Genomic DNA, 19,376 nt, shown 5'->3' with positions numbered 1-19,376 from the left:
CAGATTTGAACGCGGTTCGCAGCGCTCCTGAAAGGACAAGGCCCATGAATGGGCCTTGTCGTACAAGTAACAAGGGTGCTGCTTGAAAGAGGGTATTACAGCGCTCTTAGAATGCGATTCAACAACGGCCCCAGCACCTTAAACGACGCCGGTGAGACGATATCTACGTGCGCGCAATCCAGTTCATGAACCTGCAAGGCATCCACATATTCCGCCCAGGTTTGCTGCACGTCCATCCCTTCCTGCAACGTCTGACGCGCGACAAACAGCGTCGCCTGCCCGCTGAAATTCGCCGTATGGGTCGCGGAAAGCAGACGTACCGAATCGGCATAGTTGGCTTCGATATTATCGAACATCGCCACCCGGGTTTCGCCCAGTGCCGGATCCAGCGTATCTTCCGATACCGCCAGGAACTGCTGGCGTTCGCGCTGCACTTCTTTCAGCACATTGTCATCCAGCATCACGTCCCAGTTTTGCGTTTCCGGCGGATAGGTATCCAGCAGCCCCAGGAAGGCCACCTCTTCACCCCGCGCTTGCAGCCTGGCGGCGATCCCCTGCGCCAGCGTACCACCCAGCGAATAACCGATAAAATGGTACGGGCCATGAGGCTGAACCTGCAATACCGTCGCCAGATGCGCCTCGCAAACCTGATCCATATTTTCGCTTAGCGCCAGCGGACCATCCGGACGTGGCGACTGAATGCCCACCAGTGACCAATGTTGATCGATATAGCGCGGCAGCACGCTGAACTGCCAGGAGAATCCGGAAGCCGGATGCAGGCAGAACAGCGTAGGACCATCAGTGGAACGCAGAGGCAATACGCTGTCGAAACCGGCTTGGTCGGCTTCTTCCTGGGTACATTCTTGCGTTAGCAGTTGCGCCAGCTGTTCCACCCGGGAAGCGACCATCACCTGCCCTACCGAAACCGCCTTGCCCAACTCGCGCCGCAGCTCCGCCGCCAGCCGCATGGCCAGCAGCGAGTGGCCGCCGAGGGCAAAGAAATCATCGTCGGCAAATACGGTTTCACGTTGCAGCAAGCGCGCAAATACCGCAGCGATCGCCGTCTCCAGCCCGGGTTCAGGTTCACGGCCCGCAGCCCTGACGCCGTTTTGCGGCTGCGGCAGCGCTTTGCGATCCAGCTTGCCGTTAGCGCTTAGCGGTAAAGAGTCCATCTCAACCAACGCCACCGGCACCATGTGTGGCGGCAGGCGATCGGCCAAGGCGGCACGCAGGCCGTCGAGATCCAGGCGCACGCCAGGCTGGGCCACCAGGTAACCCACCAGTTGGCGGGCATCCCCACCGCCGGTGTCTGCCGGCGTATCGCCCAGTACCAGCGCATGGGTCACCGCCTGCTTAATGCCCGGCAGCGACAGCAATGCATGGTCGATTTCGCTCAGCTCAATGCGCTGACCACGAATTTTTAGCTGATCGTCGCTGCGGCCGAGGTATTCCACTTCGCCACCCGGCAGCCAGCGCGCAACGTCGCCGGTACGGTACATCCGTCCGCCGTTGCCTTCGGGATCGGCCACAAAGCGGCTGGCGGTCAGTTCCGGGCGGCCAAGATAGCCCTGCGCCAGCTGCACGCCGGTAAGATACAAATCGCCGGCCACGCCCGGCGGCACCGGCCGCAGACGCGCATCCAGGATGCGCAGCCCGGTATTCCACACCGGCAGGCCGATCGGCACATTGGCGCCCGTGATTGCCGCCAGCGACTCGCCCCAGGCCGGATGCCAACTAACATCCACCGCCGCTTCGGTCGGGCCATACAGGTTATGCAAGGGCACGCCAGTACGGCTTTGCCACAGGCGACACAGTTCAGACGGCAGCGCTTCGCCGCTGCAAAACACCTGCCGCAACGGCGCACAGCAGGCCACCGCCGGCGGGTTGTCCAGCGCACCGACAAAGGCCGCCAACATCGAAGGTACGAAGTGCAACGTGGTAACCCGATGCCGGTCAATCAACTCCAACAACTGTTGCGGATCGCGGTGCGCCTCCGGCGGTGCCATCACCAACTGCGCGCCCACCATCAACGGCCAGAAAAACTCCCACACCGAGACGTCAAAGCTGCATGGCGTTTTCTGCAGCACCACATCGTTCGCCGCCAGTGGATACTGATGCTGCATCCACAGCAAACGGTTGACGATCGCCTGATGCCCCACCAGCACGCCTTTCGGCCGCCCGGTAGAACCGGAAGTAAAGATGATGTAAGCCGGATGATGCGGCGTTGGCCCGTTGAGCTCCACCTCTGCCGCGCAGTCAGCGGCCAGAGGCGCATCAAACAGCAGGATCTCTCCCTTGCCGGCAAAACGCGCCTGCTGGGTAGGTTCGGTGATGATCAGCCGCGGTGCGGCATCTTCCAGCATCATGCCGAGGCGTTCGTCAGGGTAGCCGGTGTCCAGCGGCAAGTAGGCGGCCCCCGCTTCGACAATCGCCATCAGCGCCAGCGACAGGAACACCGAGCGCGGCAGCGCAACGGCAACGATATCGCCGGGCTGTACCCCCTGTGCCGTCAGTTGGCGCGCCAGTGCGGTGACTTGTTCACGGGTTTCGCGATAGCTGAACCGGTATTGCGCGTCCCTCAGCGCCGGGGCGTCCGGGGTTTTCTGCGCCTGTTCGGCCAGCAGGCCGCTGAGGGTTTGCGCCGCCACCGGATGAGCGGTGTCGTTAACCCCGGCCAGCAGTTGACGGTCCTGTTCGGTCAACAAATCGGCTTCGCCAATCGGCATCTGCGGCCGGGCGGCAAACTGACGCAGCAACAGCGGCAGACGCTGTAAATGCGCCGCCAGCTCATCGCGCTGATAACGTTCGGCATTGGCCAGCAGATCCACCTTCAGCGTGCCGGCCTCGTCGAGATACAGCGCGATCTCCAGATCCCGTACCGGCCCCGAGGCCAACTCGTGAGTAATGCCTTCGATATCACCGAAATCCAGCTGGAAATCGAACATTTTAAAGTTGAAAACGGTGCCGTACAGCGGCTGGGCATCGCCAATACGTCCCAAATCACGCTGGATTTGTTCCGCCTCGTAACGCTGATGACGACGAACGGTTTTCAACTCACGGCCGATACCGCCGGCGATCTCGCACAGCGTGGCCTGGGGATCGAGGTGCATTTCGATCGGCAATACGTTGATCACCGGGCCGTTGGCGCACAGCGCAGCAGAACCGGTGCGGCGCATAAAGATGAAACCGGCGCTGAAACTGCCGTGGCCGCTCAGGCGAGACACCCACAGCGCCACCAGCGCCAACGCCATATCCGCCACGCTGAACTGCTGCGAGCTGGCGTTCACCAGTTGGGTAAAATCTTGACGATCGCACAGCTGCGATAACCGGTGGATGCGGGTGGTTGGCGTCTGCCCGGCCAGCGGCTGCGGGCAAAGCGTGGCCGGCGCAGGCAACTGCTGCGCTTTGTTCAACCAAAAAGCGGCATCGCGCTGGCAGGTTGCCGACTGCTGGTAACGCTGATATTCCGCCACCACCTCGCTGAAGGAGGTAAACGGCGTCGGATCGGGCTGTTCATCGTTCAGTATGCGGCTGTAAATATGGGCGATTCTGCGGGCAATGGCGGTAAAACTGAAGCCATCGACCAGAATATGGTGGTAGCGTTGATACCAGAACCAACGCCGATCCGACAGGCGGATCACCATATGGCGGTACAGCGCCTTGCCGCTGCCGATGCGCAAATCGCCGGACATATCCAGCTGCATCATCGCCTGCGCCGCCGCCAGGGCATCGGGAGAGCCGCGCAGATCGAGATATTCCGTCGGCAGGATCGCCAGGTCGGCGTCATGCCACTGTACCGGCACCCCGTCCCGCTCTTCAAAACGGAGCTGAAGGGTATCGACTTCGGACAACCCCTGCGCAATTGCCTGCAATAGCCGCTCTTCGTTCAGTGGGCCGCTGAGTTCGATATAGTGGGAAACCGCATAGGCATTGGCGTAAGGCGATATTTGATCGGCCACCCAGATGCCAGGTTGCGCGGCGACCAGCGGCAATTCAGTGGCAAGCTGCTCTTCGGTCGGTAATAAAATAGGGTCTGACAAGGGACTGACTCCTGTTAACGGTAATGGCGCCATCACGCCTTACGCAGCGATGCGGGCCGCATATCCTGCCAATGCTGTTCCAGCCAACTCACGCACAGCGAGCGTACCGCCGGGCCGAAAACCGGCGTCCACCCCGCCGGTACTGCGCTGAAATCAGGCCACAGGCTGTATTGCCGCTCATCGTTTTGCAGAATCAGGCAGATTTGCTGTTCATCATCGAACGGGTTCAGAGTTTCCATCACGGACTCCTTGGACGTTGAAAGTTAGCTTGGCGAATGGCGCCGCAGGCTGATCCGCCCACAGCGCCTGCAGCCCGTCGATCAACCCACCGCGCCAGCACAGAGAGTCGTGCCCGCCTTCCACCACCCGGTATTGCACCTGATGGCCGGCATCACGCAGCACATCCGCCATCCGATCATTCACCCTGCGCGCCACCTGTTCGTGGGTGCCGGCCTCCATGAACACCTTCAATCCGCCCTTGCGGCCAACGCCCTGTTCGGCCTGGCGCAGCAACCAACCGGCATCGGCCGGCACGGCAGGTTGCTGGTACATGTCGCGACGCGGCCACCAGAAAGAGCCGGACTGAGCAATCACGCCGCCAAAGCGCTGCGGCCAGTGGAGACCGGCATACAGCGAAGACAGGCCGCCGAAGCTCTGTCCACACACCAGCGTGCTTGCAGGGTTGCCGCTGTGGGGTGCCCATTCAGCCAATTGCGGCAGCAGTTCTTCCTGCACCGCCAGCCAAAAATCTTCATTGCAGGCTAACTCATGCGCACGCTGTTTTTGATCGATGGCATCGATCAACAGATACACCGCCTCCGGCAGTTTGCCTTCACGAGTCAGTTGCATCAGCGGATCCCAGACCGGCATGTTGCTCGACCAGAACTGGCCGTCCAGCAGCAGGGCCAACGGCCGTTGCGCCGGGTTGCTGTCGCCGGTGGTGTAAACCCAAACGTTACGGGTATTGCCCAGCCGCGCACTGTGCCAGCTGTGGCGTTGCAGCCTGGCGGGCGGTGCCGGGGTACAGCGCCCGCAGGCCGACGCATAACGGTCGAAATCCTGCCAGGCCGGTTGCGGCAGCGCCGCCGGCATATGCAGGCCGGACAAGACGTTGCCGTTGGCGCCGAACCAGGAGTGATGAGGATTAAGCAGATCGTGGGTGGCGCTGGCGAACACCTGATGCCACCAGTGACGGACCGAATGCATATTGGCGTGCGCATCGTTATCGCTGAGCGTCAGCGGCCGATCGTCCATGCAGGGCATAAAGCAGTAACTGCCACGCCAGTCGGCGTTCAGCTCGGTTTGCCAATACCAGACGTCGGTCCCTTCAAGCCGTTGCAAGCTCTGCGGTGGCGAGGGCTGATGATGATCGGTGAGGCAGTTGATGTGGATCCAGACGCGTTGATAGGCTGAAGTGAGCTCACATCCTTGAGGATCACGCCATAAAAATGTGACCTTCCCTCGCCCATCTCCTTGCAGCTCCACCAGCGGCGTACCGCGTTTGGCGATATTCAGCCACCATCCATGACGCCCGGCGTGCTTGCTCGATAATAATCTGCTGCTTTCTGACTCGGATTTTGTTTTCAAAACGCCTATTCACTTTTAGCTGGCAGCTTCAAGAACGCCGGCACATTCGCGGCGCGAGGCGCTGCCTAAAAACGGTAAACCGAATACTATTGATAATTATTTGCGTTTGCAATAGTGTGTTAAGGCTCGTAAACAGAGCAGGTATTTTTCAACAGGGACGGATACCGCTTTTTAGCGCCGAATCCAATGCCGTTGCGTCTCGGTCTGTTGGATTTTTATTTCCGCGATCACAAAAACTACAACCGCCCTTCTCTCTGCCGGAGGCCTGTCTTCGGCCCCGGGAAAGGCAGCAAGGTAGGAACACTCAAATGAACCGCAAACTTTCACGTTATTCTTTAGCCACACTCATCGGGTTAGGGTTAGGCGCGTCCGCCTTTGCGCACGCCGCACAGCAAACTGATACCACCGCAGAAACCGATACCGCCGCCAAAGGCAAAAAAGCCGCCGCCGAGGACACCATTGTCGTCACCGCTGCCCGACAAAACCTGCAGGCTCCGGGGGTGTCCACCATCACCGCCGACGAAATCAAAAAACGCCCTCCGGCGCGCGATATCAGCGAACTGATCCGTACCATGCCCGGCGTTAACCTGACCGGCAACTCCACCAGCGGCCAGCGCGGCAACAACCGCCAGATCGATATTCGCGGCATGGGCCCGGAAAACACCCTGATTCTGATCGACGGTATTCCGGCCAGCAGCCGCAACTCGGTGCGCCAGGGGTGGCGCGGCGAACGTGACAGCCGCGGCGATACCGCCTGGGTGCCACCGGAGATGATCGAACGCATCGAAGTGCTGCGTGGCCCGGCCGCTGCACGCTATGGCAACGGCGCCGCCGGCGGCGTGGTCAATATCATCACCAAAAAGAGCACCAAAGATCTGCACGGCTCGCTGAACACTTATTTCAACGTGCCGCAGCATAAGCAGGAAGGATCTACCAAGCGCACCGACTTCAGCCTGTCCGGCCCGCTGAGCGACCAGTTGAGCTTCCGCCTGTTCGGCGGCTACAGCAAAACGCAGGCCGACGCCTGGGATATCAACGAATCGCACAAATCCGAACGCGTAGGCGCTTATGCCAGCAGCATTCCCTCCGGGCGTGAAGGGGTGGTCGACAAAAACATCGACGCCCTGCTGCACTGGGACTTCGCCCGCTTGCAGTCGCTGGAGTTTGAATATTCCTATGGCCGCCAGGGCAACCTGTACGCAGGCGATACGCAAAACACCAACACCAACGCGCTGGTACAAAGCAACTACGGCAAAGAGACCAACCGCATCTACCGCGAAACCTTCGGCCTCAACCATCGCGGCGCCTGGGACAACGGCGTCGGCACCAACAATTACATTCGGTTCGAGCGCACGCGTAATACGCGTCTGAACGAAGGTTTGGCCGGCGGCACCGAGGGTATTTTCGACACCAAAAATGAAGGCTTCGGCACCACCAAGCTGGACGATTTTCTGGCGCACAGCGAAGTCAGCGTGCCGTTTGAATTGGGCGTCACGCAAACCGCCACGCTGGGCACCGAGTGGAACCAGCAGCGCATGAAGGATGGCACGTCAACCAGCCAAACGCTGATGGGCGGCACCATTCCTGACACAGAGACCGGCACTCGTAGCCCTTACGCTTCGGCGAATATCTTCTCGCTGTTCGCCGAAGACAATATCGAGTTGACCGACAGCACCATGCTGACGCCCGGCCTGCGTTACGATCACCATTCCGAGGCCGGCAATAACTGGAGCCCAGCGCTAAACCTGTCGCAAGAGTTGGGCGACAACTTCACGCTGAAAATGGGCATCGCCCGCGCCTACAAAGCGCCGACGCTGTTCCAGACCAACCAAAACTATTTGCTGTACAGCAAGGGGCAAGGCTGTGCGGCCAGCGACACCAAAAATGGCTGCTATCTGCTCGGCAACGACGATCTGAAGGCGGAAACCAGCGTCAACAAAGAGATCGGGCTGGAGTTCCATAATGGAGGCTGGCTGGCCGGGGTGACTTACTTCCGCAACGATTACCGCAACAAGATCGAGGCGGGCAACAGCAAAATCGCCACCAGCAGCACAGGTACGGCGGTTTATCAGTGGGAAAACGTGCCGAAAGCGGTCGTACAGGGCCTGGAGGGGACGCTGAACGTACCGGTCAGCGAGACCGTATCCTGGAGCAACAACGCCACCTACATGATCGAGAACAAGAACAAGAGCACCGGCGATTATCTGTCGGTGATCCCTAAATTCACCATCAACTCGACGCTGAGCTGGCAGGCGACCCAGGAACTGTCAATGCAATCGACCCTGACCTGGTACGGCCGTCAGAAGCCGAAAAAGTACAACTATCAGGGTAAACCGGCGACCGGCAGCGAAACCCGCGAGGTCAGCCCTTACGCCATCGTCGGCGCCAGCGCCACCTATGACGTCACCAAAAACGTCAGCGTCACCGCCGGCATCGACAACCTGTTCGACAAACGCCAGTTCCGCGCCGGCAACGCGCAAAACGTTGGCGATCCCAACACCGGCGCCATCAACATCGCCGGAGCCGGTGCTGCAACCTACAACGAACCGGGCCGCACTTATTATATGAGCATCAACACGCATTTCTGATGCCTGTCGAGAAAGATCGGGGGCTGCCCACGCAGCCCCCTTTTTATTATTTCTCCAGCGATACCTGTTTGAAGATGTGCTTGCCGAACGGGTCGATCTCGTAACCTTTCACTTCCTTGCGCACCGGCTCAAAAATGGTCGAGTGGGCGATCATCAACGCCGGCATCTGCTCATGCATCATCACCTGCGCCTGCTCATACAGCGCCACCCGCTTGGCATGATCGTTCTCTTCACGCGCCTGCAGGATCAGCTTATCAAACGGCGGGTAGCACCATTTGGCCGAGTTTGAACCGCCATTGGCCGAAACACAGGTAAACAACGGGCCGAAGAAGTTATCCGGATCGCCGTTGGCCGTGGTCCACCCCACCAAGGCAGTCTGATGTTCGCCATTTTTGAGCCGCTGCAAGTACTCGCCCCACTCGAAAGTGACAATGTTGGCCTTCACGCCAATCTTCGCCCAATCGGACTGGATCATCTCCGCCATGCGTTTGGCGTTCGGGTTGTAAGGCCGCTGTACCGGCATCGCCCACAGGTCAATCGCAAAACCCTGGCCCAAACCGGCATCCTTCAGCAATTGCCTGGCTTTCTCCGGCGCGTACGGATAATCCTCAATCTTGTCGTTGCTGCCCCACTGGGTCGGCGGCAGCAGGTTTTTCGCCTGCTGGCCCGCACCGTGAAACACCGCTTCGATAATCGCCGGTTTATTCACCGCCATCGCCAGCGCCTGGCGCACTTTGACGTTATCCAGCGGTTTTTTCTGGGTATTAAACGCCAGGAAGCCGATATTCAAGCCGGATTTCTCCATCACCTGAATGTTCGGGTCCTGCCGCATCCGCGCTAAATCCGCCGGGTTGGGGAATGGCATCACCTGGCATTCATTTTTTTGCAGTTTGGCATAACGCACCGCGGCATCCGGGGTTATCGAGAACACCAGACGGTCAATCTTAGGTTTGCCCTCCCAATAGTGGTCGAACGCTTTGTAGAGGATCTTCGCGTCTTTCTGATACTGCACCAGTTGGAACGGCCCGGTGCCGATCGGGTCGTTATCGACCCGCTGCGGCGTGCCGGCCTTCAGCATCGCATCGGCATATTCCGCCGATAAAATGGTGGCGAAATACATGCCGAGATCGGCCACGAACGGCGCTTCGGCGCGCGAAAGCTCAAAGCGCACGGTGCTGTCGTCCACTTTGACAATCTTGTCGATCAGCGTGCCGAACTCCATGGATTCGAAGTTGGTGTAAGCGCCGTTGGAGACCTTGTGATACGGATTATTGGCGTCTTTTTGCCGCATGAAGGAGAAAATCACGTCGTCGGCGTTGAAGTCGCGGGTTGGGGTAAAATACTTGTTACTCTGGAATTTCACGCCCTTGCGCAGATGGAAAGTGTACTGCTTGCCGTCCTCGCTCACTTCCCAACTTTCCGCCAGGCTGGGTTGCAGCTCGACGGTGCCGGTCTTGAAATCCACCAGCCGGTTGTAGATTGTCGCAGAACTGGCGTCTACGGTGGGGCCCGAGGTAAACAACTGCGGGTTGAACCCTTCAGGCGAGCTTTCGGAACAATAAACCAGCGTGCGGGCGTGCGCACCGCCCATCATCGCCAGAGCCAACAATCCCAGCGTCATCGTGAGTGCTTTATTTTTCATCCTGCCATCCCCAGTGGTTATACCCGTCGCCTGGCCGTAACTCGACATTCATAGGTATAGAAAACGGACCCGACGGATACCAATAAATCATGCAGTTAGGGTTGTAAAGCACAAATTTCGAGCATAAAAAACGGGGTGCGCCGCAAAGGCCGCTCCCCGTGGTTAACCGACATAATGAAATTAAATCATCTGGCTGAAGTTCATCTGCGCCATCAGTTTGTAGTTGTCGGCATAGTCGACCGGGATCGCCACCACCACCGGCCCCTGAATGTCCATCGCTTTGCGCAGCATCGGTCGCAGGTCATCTACCGACTGCACGGCAAACCCTACCGCACCGCAGGATTCCGCATAGGCTTTAAAATCGATCGGGCCAAATTCCACGCCGGATTTGCGTCGGTATTTACTCACCTCCTGCATTTCCACCATGTTGTAGGCGTTATCCACCCAAATCACGTGCACGATGTTATTTTTCAGCCGCACCGCGGTTTCCAGCTCCATGCTCGACTGCATAAAACCGCCGTCGCCGGAGATTGACACCACTTTGTCCCCCGGGCGCACCAGCGCTGCGCCAATCGCCCACGGCAACGCCACCCCCATAGTCTGCTGGCCGTTGGAGATCAGCAGTTGTCTTGCACGGAAGCTATAGAGATAACGCGCGATCCAGATGTGAAAACTGCCCATATCCACGCACAGCGTGACGTCGTCGCTGACAATATCCTGCAGCTCTTTCACGATGCGCAGCGGATGGATCGGCATGCCGCCACGGCGTGCGGCGCGTTCCGCCAGTTCGGTACGCTGCCGCCCCAGATCGCTGAGGATCAGTTCAACCTCTGCCGGCACGCTCACCACGGCGCTGAAGGCTTCGGTCATCATATCCAGGGTCGCGCTGATATTCCCCACCAGCTCCACGTCCGGGCGGTAACAGGTATCGATATCCGCCGGCAACACGTCGATATGCACCAGCTTCAGTTTGCCCTGGCTGTTCCACATGCAGGGATCGTATTCGATCGGGCCGTAGCCGACGCTGACCACCAGATCGGCTTTCTGCAACAGTTGATCGGCCGGCTGGTTGTTGAACAACCCGACGCGGCCGGCAAACCTGGCGAAATGATTGACGTCGATCACCCCCGCTGCCTGATAGGTGCCCACCACCGGCATATGGGTGCGATGCAACAGATGACGTACCGCTTCGCTGTTTTCCGGGCGGCTGGCCTGCAGACCCAACAGCATCACCGGACACTTCGCCTGCTGGATCAATTTTACCGCCGTGCGAATGTCATCGGCGGCGGCGGCCCCCATGCGTGGCAGGCGGCCCCCCGCCAGTACCGGCGCACTGACAGGTTCGTTCACGATGTCCATCGGCAAGCTGATGAACGACGCCCCAGGCCGGCCAAACTCGGCATGACGGAAAGCATTGGCGATCACTTCGGAAATCGCCACGCCGGCATGCACTTCGGCGCAATATTTGGTCACCGGCCGGAACATGCTGACGGTATCCATGCTCTGGTGGGTCTGCTTGAGGTTATCGGCGCGCTTCACCGCACCGCCGATCGCCACCACCGCATCCCCTTCCGAAGTGGCGGTCGCCAGCCCGGTGATCAGGTTGGAACTGCCAGGCCCGGAGGTAACCAGCGCCACCCCCGCCTTACCGGTCAACCGCCCGACCGCCGCCGCCATAAACGCCGCGTTGGCCTCGTGCCGCACTACCACCGTTTCTATCGACGGCGCGTCTTCCAGCGAATCGAATACCCGGTCGATTTTCGCCCCCGGAATACCGAACACGTATTTGACGCCCTGCGCTTCCAGATTTTTCACCACCAAATCTGCGCCACACGCCCAGTTATTGTCTGTTTTTGCCTTGTTCATGGAACACACCTCCTGAAAAATACACCAACGGCTGTCGCGGAATTAACCCTCGGCAGAACGAATCGCGCGGTCCAAATCCTCCGGACAGAGGTCGGCGCGCAGAAAATCCGCATCATGCGGCAATTGAAGATTGAGACGGGTGATCACCCCAAATTGCAGGCGACCGTGGTCGAGCTGATAATCCAGCACGTGGCCGCCGCCGCTGCGATCGTCGGTAACAAAATGCTCGTGATAACCGGCTACGCCGACCCCCTGCATATAGTCCGGCGAACGGAAGCCAACCAGGGTTCCCTGCCGCTTGAGAAAGGCAAAGGTCGGTTGCTCCTCGATTGCCTCCAACATCGGGCGATAGGGCCGCTCCTGACGCGGCACGGTGCGGGTTTCCACGTGGCTGAATTCACCGTCGACGCGCACCGCGCAGAACAGGTTCGGCGAAGCCACCTGCTCATCAATGCACTGGTGCAGTTGCGCTTTGGTGATAGGACGATCGAAGCTTTGGGTAACGCTTGGTTGGAAAAAGGTGACAACGGCAAAAGGGGTTTTCTGATCATGCCTGGCCGGTCGCGCGCTGCCGTCGGCGCGCAGTTGATGAATTTCATCATCAAAGGCGATCAATTCGCCATCGAGGTGGTTGAAGGTGCCCAGGCCAAAGTTGCCGTGCCGAAGCAATTCGGCAATGGTCACTTCCCCTTCGTAGACGCCGCTGATTAACGCGCTCATCAGCGAGATTTGATAGATTTCGCCCTCCCCGGCAATCACTGACTGCCTGGCGAAACCCTGCACCAAATGGTGCGCACAGGAACAACCCTGCTTTTCGTTCATTACGTACTCCTCCACCAGCACGGTGCGAAATGCCCCCGCGCGTTCAAAAATGCCCACCTGAAAGGTAAGCAAAGATGTCGCCGACGACGCGTTCAGGTGGAACGATTCAGCCAACGGCGACAAAAAAACCGGCACGGCAGGCCGGCGACACTCAACCTCAACAACGGTTTAGATTCACTAATCATTGTTGGCGGGCACAGCGTCAAATTGAACGTTTACTCTGGTATTGAAGCAGCAATCACTGTCGCAGGCGCATGGCGGTGCCTGGGAGAATGGCGTTGTTTTAAGGTCTAAAATCCGCTGGGTTTATCTATTTTTCTCTTTGCGGCGGGATCCCGGTTCGCTCTTACCGTCCGTAAGCCCCAGAAAAAGAGTAACCGCAATGCGGTGGGCAGAGAACCTGGTATTCATAAGAAACGCTTTTGCATATAATGCAAAGATGAATGACGCCCGCTATGTTGAACATCTGCCGATATTTCTCGAAGTGGCCCTGCTGGGCAGCTTCTCCGCTGCCGCCCGCAAACTGGGTATGGTGCCCTCTTCGCTGGTTCGCCACATAGACGCGCTGGAAAGCGCTCTTGACGCTACGCTGTTTATCCGCTCGACGCGCGGCCTGATGCTGACGGATGCCGGAGAAATGCTGAAGGCGCGGGCGGCGGCGCTGCTGTCGGACATCACCGACATCCGCGCAGAGCTGGCCTCGCTAAGTGATGTCCCCCAGGGAACGTTGCGCATCAGTTGCCTGCCGACTTTTGGCAAAACCTACATCCTGCCGCTGTTGCCGACGCTGGCTGAACGCTACCCGCAATTGTTTGTCGATCTGGATCTGACCGAGCGCCAGACCGATCCGACGCAGGAATTACTGGACGCCGCCATCCGCATCGGCGAACAGAAAGACAGCGGGCTGTACGCCAGCCGAATAGCCACTCAGCGCTGGGTCATGTGTGCCAGCCCCGGCTATATCGCCCGCTATGGCTGCCCAGGGGACCTGAACGCGCTACCGGAACATCGGCTGATTGCCCGTTATAATAAACAGCAGCCGGCCTGCTGGACGCAAATCCTCAGTGGCCAGCTACTGAACCGCTGCAGTATGGTACTGCGCTGCAACGACTTCACCGCCCAGCGCCAGGCGGCGCTGCTTGGACTGGGGATCACCTTTTTACCCAACTGGGTGGTTGGCCCGGATATCCAGGCCGGCCGCTTGCATCAAGTGCTGGAGGATCCGCGCCAGGAACAACAGGGCATCTACCTGCTGCGGCCGGTGGCCAAGATCTCCGCCCGCTTAAGCGCGTTCACCGCCCTGCTGCAGCAAAGTATCGGTCAGCCCCCCAGTTGGGAATGAAGCGGCGATACCCGGCCATACAACGCCGGGTTATCGCTTTCGTCTTTCAGTTCAATCCCGGTCAGACCCCGCTGGAACGCCTGTTCCAGCAGCCACGCCAGCTTGAACGCCGCCTGCGGGTAATCCAGCCCTTCCGGGCGAACGTTGGAGATACAGTTACGCTCCGACTCGCGCCGCCGGGTGTTCGGCCCCCAGGTGAGGTAAATGCCCAGGCTGTCCGGCGAGGACAGGCCCGGCCGCTCGCCAATCAATATCGCCACCGCTTTTGCCCGCAGACACTCGCCGATATCATCCCCCAGCGCCACCCGCGACTGATGCGCCAGCACCACGGGCGCTACGGAGAGCCCCAACAGATCGAGATAAGGCCGCAGCGCCTGCAACAAGGGTAACGCCTGACGGTGCACCGCCTTGGAAGACAGACCGTCCGCCACCACCAGCAGCAGATCGGCCGCCTTGTCCGGCAGGCCCAGCAGCAGACTGCGGCTGTCCGCCGCCAACCGCCGCCCCAGATCCGGCCGGCTCAGGTAGGCGGTGCGGTCAGCGGCCTGACTGTGCACCGTCAGCGTCTGCCAGCCACTCTCCTGCAACGCCCCGGCCAGCATATCGCTGTCGAACGGCTGGTGTACCGCATCGCGCGCCTGCGCATGCGCCAGACCGAATTTAAGCAGCTCGCCGGTGGGCAGACTCGCGCCGGTGCGACCCAACGCGATACGCGCATCGGTAAAGGCGCGCAGCGCATCCCAACTGTTGACGTGAACCGGTTTATTCATCAACTCTCTCCCTGCAGCGCCAACAACAGCGGGTGATTGGCGGCAGTGTCACGCAGCCGCCCCAGTTCGTCGGTGATATGCATTTTCACCAACCAGTCGGCAAACTCCGGTGCGTGTTTGAGCCCCAGCAGTTCGCGGATATACAACGCGTCGTGGAAGGAGGTGCTCTGATAATTGAGCATGATGTCGTCCGCTCCCGGCACGCCAATCAAAAAGGTTAATCCGGCGGTGGCCAACAGCGTCAGCAACGTGTCCATGTCATCTTGATCCGCCTCCGCATGATTGGTGTAGCACACGTCGCACCCCAGCGGCAGGCCGAGCAGCTTGCCGCAGAAGTGATCCTCCAACCCGGCGCGAATAATCTGTTTACCGTCATACAGATATTCCGGGCCGATAAATCCGACCACGGTATTGATCAACAACGGAGAGAAACGGCGCGCTACCGCATAGGCGCGCGCTTCGCAGGTTTGCTGATCGACGCCGTGATGCGCATTGGCCGACAGGCAACTGCCCTGCCCGGTTTCGAAATACATCACGTTATTGCCCAGCGTGCCGCGATTGAGGCTCAACGCCGCCTGCTGCGCCTCCGCCAGCAGCGCCAGATTAATGCCGAAGCCGGTGTTGGCGGCTTCTGTGCCGGCGATCGACTGGAACACCAAATCCACCGGCGCGCCGCGTTCCATCAGCCGCAGCGTGTTGGTGACGTGCGTCAGCACGCAAGACTGTGTGGGAATGGCGAAACGCTGGATCACGTCATCCAGCATGTAATTGAGCTTTTCCAGCAGCGGCAGGCTGTCGCTGGCCGGGTTGATGCCGACCACCGCGTCGCCGCTGCCGTACAACAGGCCGTCAAGCATGCTGGCGGCGATGCCCTGCAGGCTGTCGGTCGGATGATTGGGCTGCAAGCGCACGCTGATGCGGCCTGGCAGGCCGAGAGTATTGCGAAATCGCGTCACCACCCGGCACTTCTTCGCCACCAGGATCAGATCCTGATTGCGCATAAGCTTGCTCACCGCCGCCGCCATTTCAGGCGTAATCCCGGCGGCGACCTGCGCCAGCATTGCGCTGTCCGCCTGCTCGCTCAGTAACCAGTCGCGGAAATCCCCCACCGTCAGGTGGGAGATCGGCGCAAAAGCCACGGCATCATGGCTGTCGATAATCAGCCGCGTGACCTCATCTTCTTCATAAGGCACCAGCACCTGCTGCAAAAACGTTTTCAGCGGTACCTCCGCCAGCGCAAGGCGCGCCGCCATGCGTTCCTCCGCGCTCTCCGCCGCCACCTCCGCCAGATAGTCGCCGGAACGGGCCGGTGACGCCTTTGCCATCAGTTGGCGTAAATCATTGAAACGGTAGCTGCGCCGGCTAAGCGTTGCCTGATACATAGCGCTCCCCTGTTCTGCCCGGAATGATCACCGAAAGTTGCAAACCCTGTACCAAGTGTAGTCAGTCGACAGATGAATTTATTTTTTACAGGAAATCATGCGGTTAATGCCGTTTACCGCCAGGCTCCGGGCAACCTGAGCCTGCACTAAAATCATGCATTGCATTCCGCCGGCGAGCGCTTCGGGTTACAGTAGCCGCAACAAAGGAGAGGTAATGAACCGGCAGCAGCAAATTATCCAGTGGTTACAGCAAGATAACGAAAGAATGACCGTATTGCGCACCGTACGGCGGCTCGGCCTGAACGACTGGTGTCTGGGCGCCGGATTTGTACGCAATCTGGTGTGGGACCGGCTCCACGGTTATGCCTCCCCGACACCGCTCAACGACATCGACGTGATTCATTTTGATCCGCAACGGGCGGAAGCCGAGCGCGACAGGATGCTGGAGGCGCGGCTGCAACAGTGGTTGCCGCAGCCGTGGTCGGTGAAAAATCAGGCTCGCATGCACCTGCGCAGCGGGCGGGCGCCCTACCTCAACAGCGAGGATGCCATCAGCTTTTGGACCGAACTTGAAACGGCGGTTGGCGCGCGTCTGAACGCCGATGACGGCATCCAACTGGTAGCGCCTTTCGGCCTTGAGCGACTGTTCGACAACACCATTACCTTCAATGCCAAAAACGGCGATATCCACATCTTCGAGCAAAGGGTGGCCGACAAAGGCTGGCTGCAGCGCTGGCCGCGGCTGCGGCAAGTTCGCGGGTAAAGTTTTACCCGCCGCTGCCGATACCTTGAGCAGAAACATCAAGACTCAGGGAGAGCATCATGTCCACCAGCATTACCATGATCGTGCCGGTAAAAAACACCGTACCCGGCGTCAGCAACGTCTTCAGCGCCCCCGGCAAGCAGGGCCAGGTGCTGATGGCCAAACCTGTCAATCAGCAGCCCGAAGGCGGTAAACCCAAAGAAACCGAAGGCGCCGGCAGCGAGGAACAGGTCAATATCTCGGACAGCAGCGCTTCGGCACGCATCAAGGCGCTGAACAAACAGATCCAGGATCTGCAACAAAAACTGGTTGATCTCAAAGACTCGGGCGGCGATGCCAAAGAGATCGAAAAACAAAAACAGCTGATCCAGGCGCAGATCAAAATGCTGCAGGCCGAAATCGAACGTATTCAGAAAGAAGAAATGGAAAAGCAGCAGCAGGAACAGATGGCGAAAGCCGCCTCCGGCAGCGCCCCGGTCAAAGGCGATGGCGTCAATCGCCCCACCGCGCTGAATGCCGTGGATGTGTATATCTGATTCAATAATCCACCTGTTGGCGGCGTTGCTGTTGCAACAACGCCGCCTGCTGCCCCACTACCTGCCAAATCACCTCCGCAGCCGGCGTCAACGAGCGGTTTTTACGCCGCACCAGCATCAGCGCACGATTAATTTCCGGCACCAGCCGACACACTTTCAATTGCCCGCCTTCCGGTAACGGTAACGCCAGCGCCGGGAAAATGCTGATGCCGATACCCGCCGCCACCATGGGAAACAGCGTCGCCGGGTGACCGATTTCCTGCACCACCGGCGCCTCCACTCCCTGCTGACGCAAAGCGCTGTCAATCAATGGCCGACTGCCGGAAGCATAATCCTGCAACACCAAACGGCTGCCGTTCAGTGCCGACCAGTGCACCTCGGGCAATGCGGTGAACGGGTGATCGCGGCGGCACAGCAGCAAGAAGGGTTCATGCAGAATCGGCTCGCAGTCCAGATCCACCGCCTGGACCGGATCCACCACGATGCCAAAATCCACCTCGGCGTTACGGATGCTGTGCAGCACCTGCTGTTGCGCCTGGTCACGCAGCATGATGCGAATATCCGGATACTGCTGCTCCCCGGCGGCGATGCATTGCGGCATCAGGTGGGCGGAGATGGTCTGGCTGGAAGCCACGCGCACCGTGCCGCTGCGTTGCACGCCAAAGCTGCGTGCATCCAGCAACGAGGTTTGCAATTCATCCAGCAGCCGTTCCACGCGGTTGGCCAGCCGCTGCCCGGCGTCGGTCAGCACCACTTCACGCGTGGTTCGGTCCAGCAGGCGCACACCGATCTCCGCTTCCAGTTCTTTCACGCTGTGGCTGACCGCCGACTGGGTCAGGCCAATAGCCTCACCGGCCCGGCTGAAGCTGCGATGCCGGGCAATGGCGACAAAAACTCTGAGCTGCTTGATGGAATAATTCATGTATTTTTTTCATAAATAAATTAAATAAATCAATTTAATTATTATATCCCGCAGCGCCACAATAAGCGCATCATTTTTATTCGAGTACGCCACCATGAGATTCCTGCCCGACCGCTTTACCCTGACGCTGCTCGCCACCGTATTGCTGGCGTCGTTCCTGCCTGCGCGGGGCGAATTTGTCGGCTGGCTAAACGTGCTGACCATCGCCGCCATCGCCTTGCTGTTTTTTATGCACGGCGCCAAGCTGTCGCGCGAAGCCATTCTGGCCGGCAGCAACAACTGGCGGCTGCATCTGTGGGTGATGTTCAGCACCTTTATCATTTTTCCGGCGCTCGGCGTGCTGTTTAAATGGTGGTCGCCGATCGACGTCAGCCCCGAGCTGTATTCCGGCTTTATCTACCTGTGCATTCTGCCCGCCACCGTGCAATCGGCCATCGCCTTTACCTCGCTGGCGGGGGGTAATGTCGCCGCCGCGGTGTGCAGCGCGTCGGCCTCCAGCCTGCTGGGGATCTTCGTCTCTCCGCTGTTGGTCGGGCTGCTGATGAACGTCCACGGTGAAACCGGCAGCCTGCAACAGGTCGGATCTATTGTGCTGCAACTGTTGGTGCCCTTCGTCGCCGGCCATTTGTCACGGCCGCTGATCGGCAAGTGGATCGAACGCAAACGCAAACTTATCGGTAAAACCGACCAGACCTCGATTCTGCTGGTGGTCTATGCCGCCTTCAGCGAGGCGGTCACGCACGGTATCTGGCATCAGGTGGGCATGGGTTCGCTGGTGTTTATCGTGGCGGGCAGCATCGTCCTGCTGACGATCGTGCTGGTGGTGAACACTTACATGGCGCGCTGGATGGGCTTTAGCAAAGCCGACGAAATCACCATCGTGTTCTGCGGCTCGAAGAAAAGCCTGGCGAACGGTATCCCGATGGCCAATATCCTGTTCCCGGCTTCAACCGTGGGGATTATGGTTTTGCCACTGATGATGTTCCATCAGGTGCAATTAATGACTTGCGCAGTGTTGGCGAGACGTTATCAGAAGAAACAGCAGGAAAAACAGGGGGCGCTGAACGCAGAGGCGTCGCGCGGGTAAACAAAACGGGCTTTCGCCCGTTTGTCTGT

At 59.3% G+C, this 19,376-nt stretch carries 14 protein-coding genes; 5 read left to right on the top strand and 9 right to left on the bottom strand.

All coding sequences use genetic code 11. The features are described from left to right. Window positions 1-95: 95 nt before the first annotated feature. Genes ACTJJ1_RS16035 through fes form a run of 3 tightly spaced genes read right to left on the bottom strand, consistent with a single transcriptional unit; the run spans window position 96 to window position 5,627 of the window. Window positions 96-4,040 (bottom strand): enterobactin synthase subunit F, encoded by a 3,945-nt coding sequence (locus tag ACTJJ1_RS16035; RefSeq protein ID WP_440834451.1) that lies wholly within the window; start codon window positions 4,038-4,040, stop codon window positions 96-98. Between the two features lie 32 nt (window positions 4,041-4,072). Then, window positions 4,073-4,279, bottom strand: coding sequence for an MbtH family protein (locus ACTJJ1_RS16030; RefSeq protein WP_004947636.1), 207 nt, complete (start codon window positions 4,277-4,279; stop codon window positions 4,073-4,075). Then, window positions 4,254-5,627 (bottom strand): enterochelin esterase, encoded by a 1,374-nt coding sequence (gene fes, locus ACTJJ1_RS16025; RefSeq protein WP_440834449.1) that lies wholly within the window; start codon window positions 5,625-5,627, stop codon window positions 4,254-4,256. The genes ACTJJ1_RS16030 and fes overlap by 26 nt, the downstream gene beginning before the upstream one ends. A gap of 308 nt (window positions 5,628-5,935) precedes the next feature. Here fes and ACTJJ1_RS16020 point away from each other — a divergent pair, with 308 nt between their 5' ends. Continuing rightward, window positions 5,936-8,215, top strand: coding sequence for a TonB-dependent siderophore receptor (locus ACTJJ1_RS16020; protein ID WP_440834447.1), 2,280 nt, complete (start codon window positions 5,936-5,938; stop codon window positions 8,213-8,215). 46 nt (window positions 8,216-8,261) lie between these two features. On the opposite strand, the gene ACTJJ1_RS16015 is transcribed toward ACTJJ1_RS16020, so the two are convergent. The 3 genes from ACTJJ1_RS16015 to budA form a co-directional block, all read right to left on the bottom strand. After that, window positions 8,262-9,857, bottom strand: a complete 1,596-nt coding sequence (locus ACTJJ1_RS16015; RefSeq protein ID WP_004947644.1) for an ABC transporter substrate-binding protein — start codon at window positions 9,855-9,857, stop codon at window positions 8,262-8,264. Between the two features lie 180 nt (window positions 9,858-10,037). After that, window positions 10,038-11,723 (bottom strand): acetolactate synthase AlsS, encoded by a 1,686-nt coding sequence (gene alsS, locus ACTJJ1_RS16010; RefSeq protein ID WP_063177426.1) that lies wholly within the window; start codon window positions 11,721-11,723, stop codon window positions 10,038-10,040. A 42-nt stretch (window positions 11,724-11,765) separates the two neighbouring features. Then, window positions 11,766-12,545: an acetolactate decarboxylase gene (gene budA, locus ACTJJ1_RS16005; RefSeq protein ID WP_004947651.1), complete on the bottom strand. Its 780-nt coding sequence runs from the start codon at window positions 12,543-12,545 to the stop codon at window positions 11,766-11,768. Window positions 12,546-12,927: 382 nt separating this feature from the next. Between budA and ACTJJ1_RS16000 the strand changes: the two genes are divergently transcribed. Beyond that, on the top strand, window positions 12,928-13,887 hold the full coding sequence (locus ACTJJ1_RS16000; protein WP_122289571.1) for a LysR family transcriptional regulator: 960 nt from the start codon (window positions 12,928-12,930) through the stop codon (window positions 13,885-13,887). Here ACTJJ1_RS16000 and eutC read toward each other — a convergent pair. Both eutC and ACTJJ1_RS15990 read right to left on the bottom strand, forming a co-directional pair. After that, window positions 13,866-14,657, bottom strand: coding sequence for an ethanolamine ammonia-lyase subunit EutC (gene eutC / locus ACTJJ1_RS15995; protein ID WP_440834443.1), 792 nt, complete (start codon window positions 14,655-14,657; stop codon window positions 13,866-13,868). The genes ACTJJ1_RS16000 and eutC overlap by 22 nt on opposite strands. Beyond that, window positions 14,657-16,039, bottom strand: a complete 1,383-nt coding sequence (locus ACTJJ1_RS15990; RefSeq protein WP_062790000.1) for an ethanolamine ammonia-lyase subunit EutB — start codon at window positions 16,037-16,039, stop codon at window positions 14,657-14,659. Before ACTJJ1_RS15990 ends, eutC begins: the two co-directional genes overlap by 1 nt. Window positions 16,040-16,253: 214 nt before the next feature. Here ACTJJ1_RS15990 and ACTJJ1_RS15985 point away from each other — a divergent pair, with 214 nt between their 5' ends. Further along, window positions 16,254-16,802 carry a nucleotidyltransferase family protein gene (locus tag ACTJJ1_RS15985; RefSeq protein WP_440834441.1) on the top strand — a complete coding sequence of 183 codons (549 nt, stop codon included), beginning with the start codon at window positions 16,254-16,256 and terminating at the stop codon, window positions 16,800-16,802. Between the two features lie 59 nt (window positions 16,803-16,861). Next, window positions 16,862-17,338, top strand: coding sequence for a FlxA-like family protein (locus ACTJJ1_RS15980; protein ID WP_006327071.1), 477 nt, complete (start codon window positions 16,862-16,864; stop codon window positions 17,336-17,338). A gap of 1 nt (window position 17,339) precedes the next feature. Here ACTJJ1_RS15980 and ACTJJ1_RS15975 read toward each other — a convergent pair whose 3' ends face one another. Then, a complete protein-coding gene (locus tag ACTJJ1_RS15975) occupies window positions 17,340-18,260 on the bottom strand; it encodes a LysR family transcriptional regulator (protein WP_440834438.1) in 921 nt (306 codons plus the stop codon). Window positions 18,261-18,354: 94 nt separating this feature from the next. Between ACTJJ1_RS15975 and ACTJJ1_RS15970 the strand changes: the two genes are divergently transcribed. Further along, on the top strand, window positions 18,355-19,347 hold the full coding sequence (locus ACTJJ1_RS15970) for a bile acid:sodium symporter family protein (protein WP_440834436.1): 993 nt from the start codon (window positions 18,355-18,357) through the stop codon (window positions 19,345-19,347). The last annotated feature ends 29 nt before the right edge of the window (window positions 19,348-19,376 follow it).

The sequence above is a fragment of the Serratia sp. 22264 genome (genome assembly GCF_052045345.1).
Taxonomy (GTDB): Bacteria; Pseudomonadota; Gammaproteobacteria; order Enterobacterales; family Enterobacteriaceae; genus Serratia; species Serratia plymuthica.
Note: the sequence above shows the minus strand (reverse complement) of the source record. Positions and strands in the feature narration are given on the sequence as shown.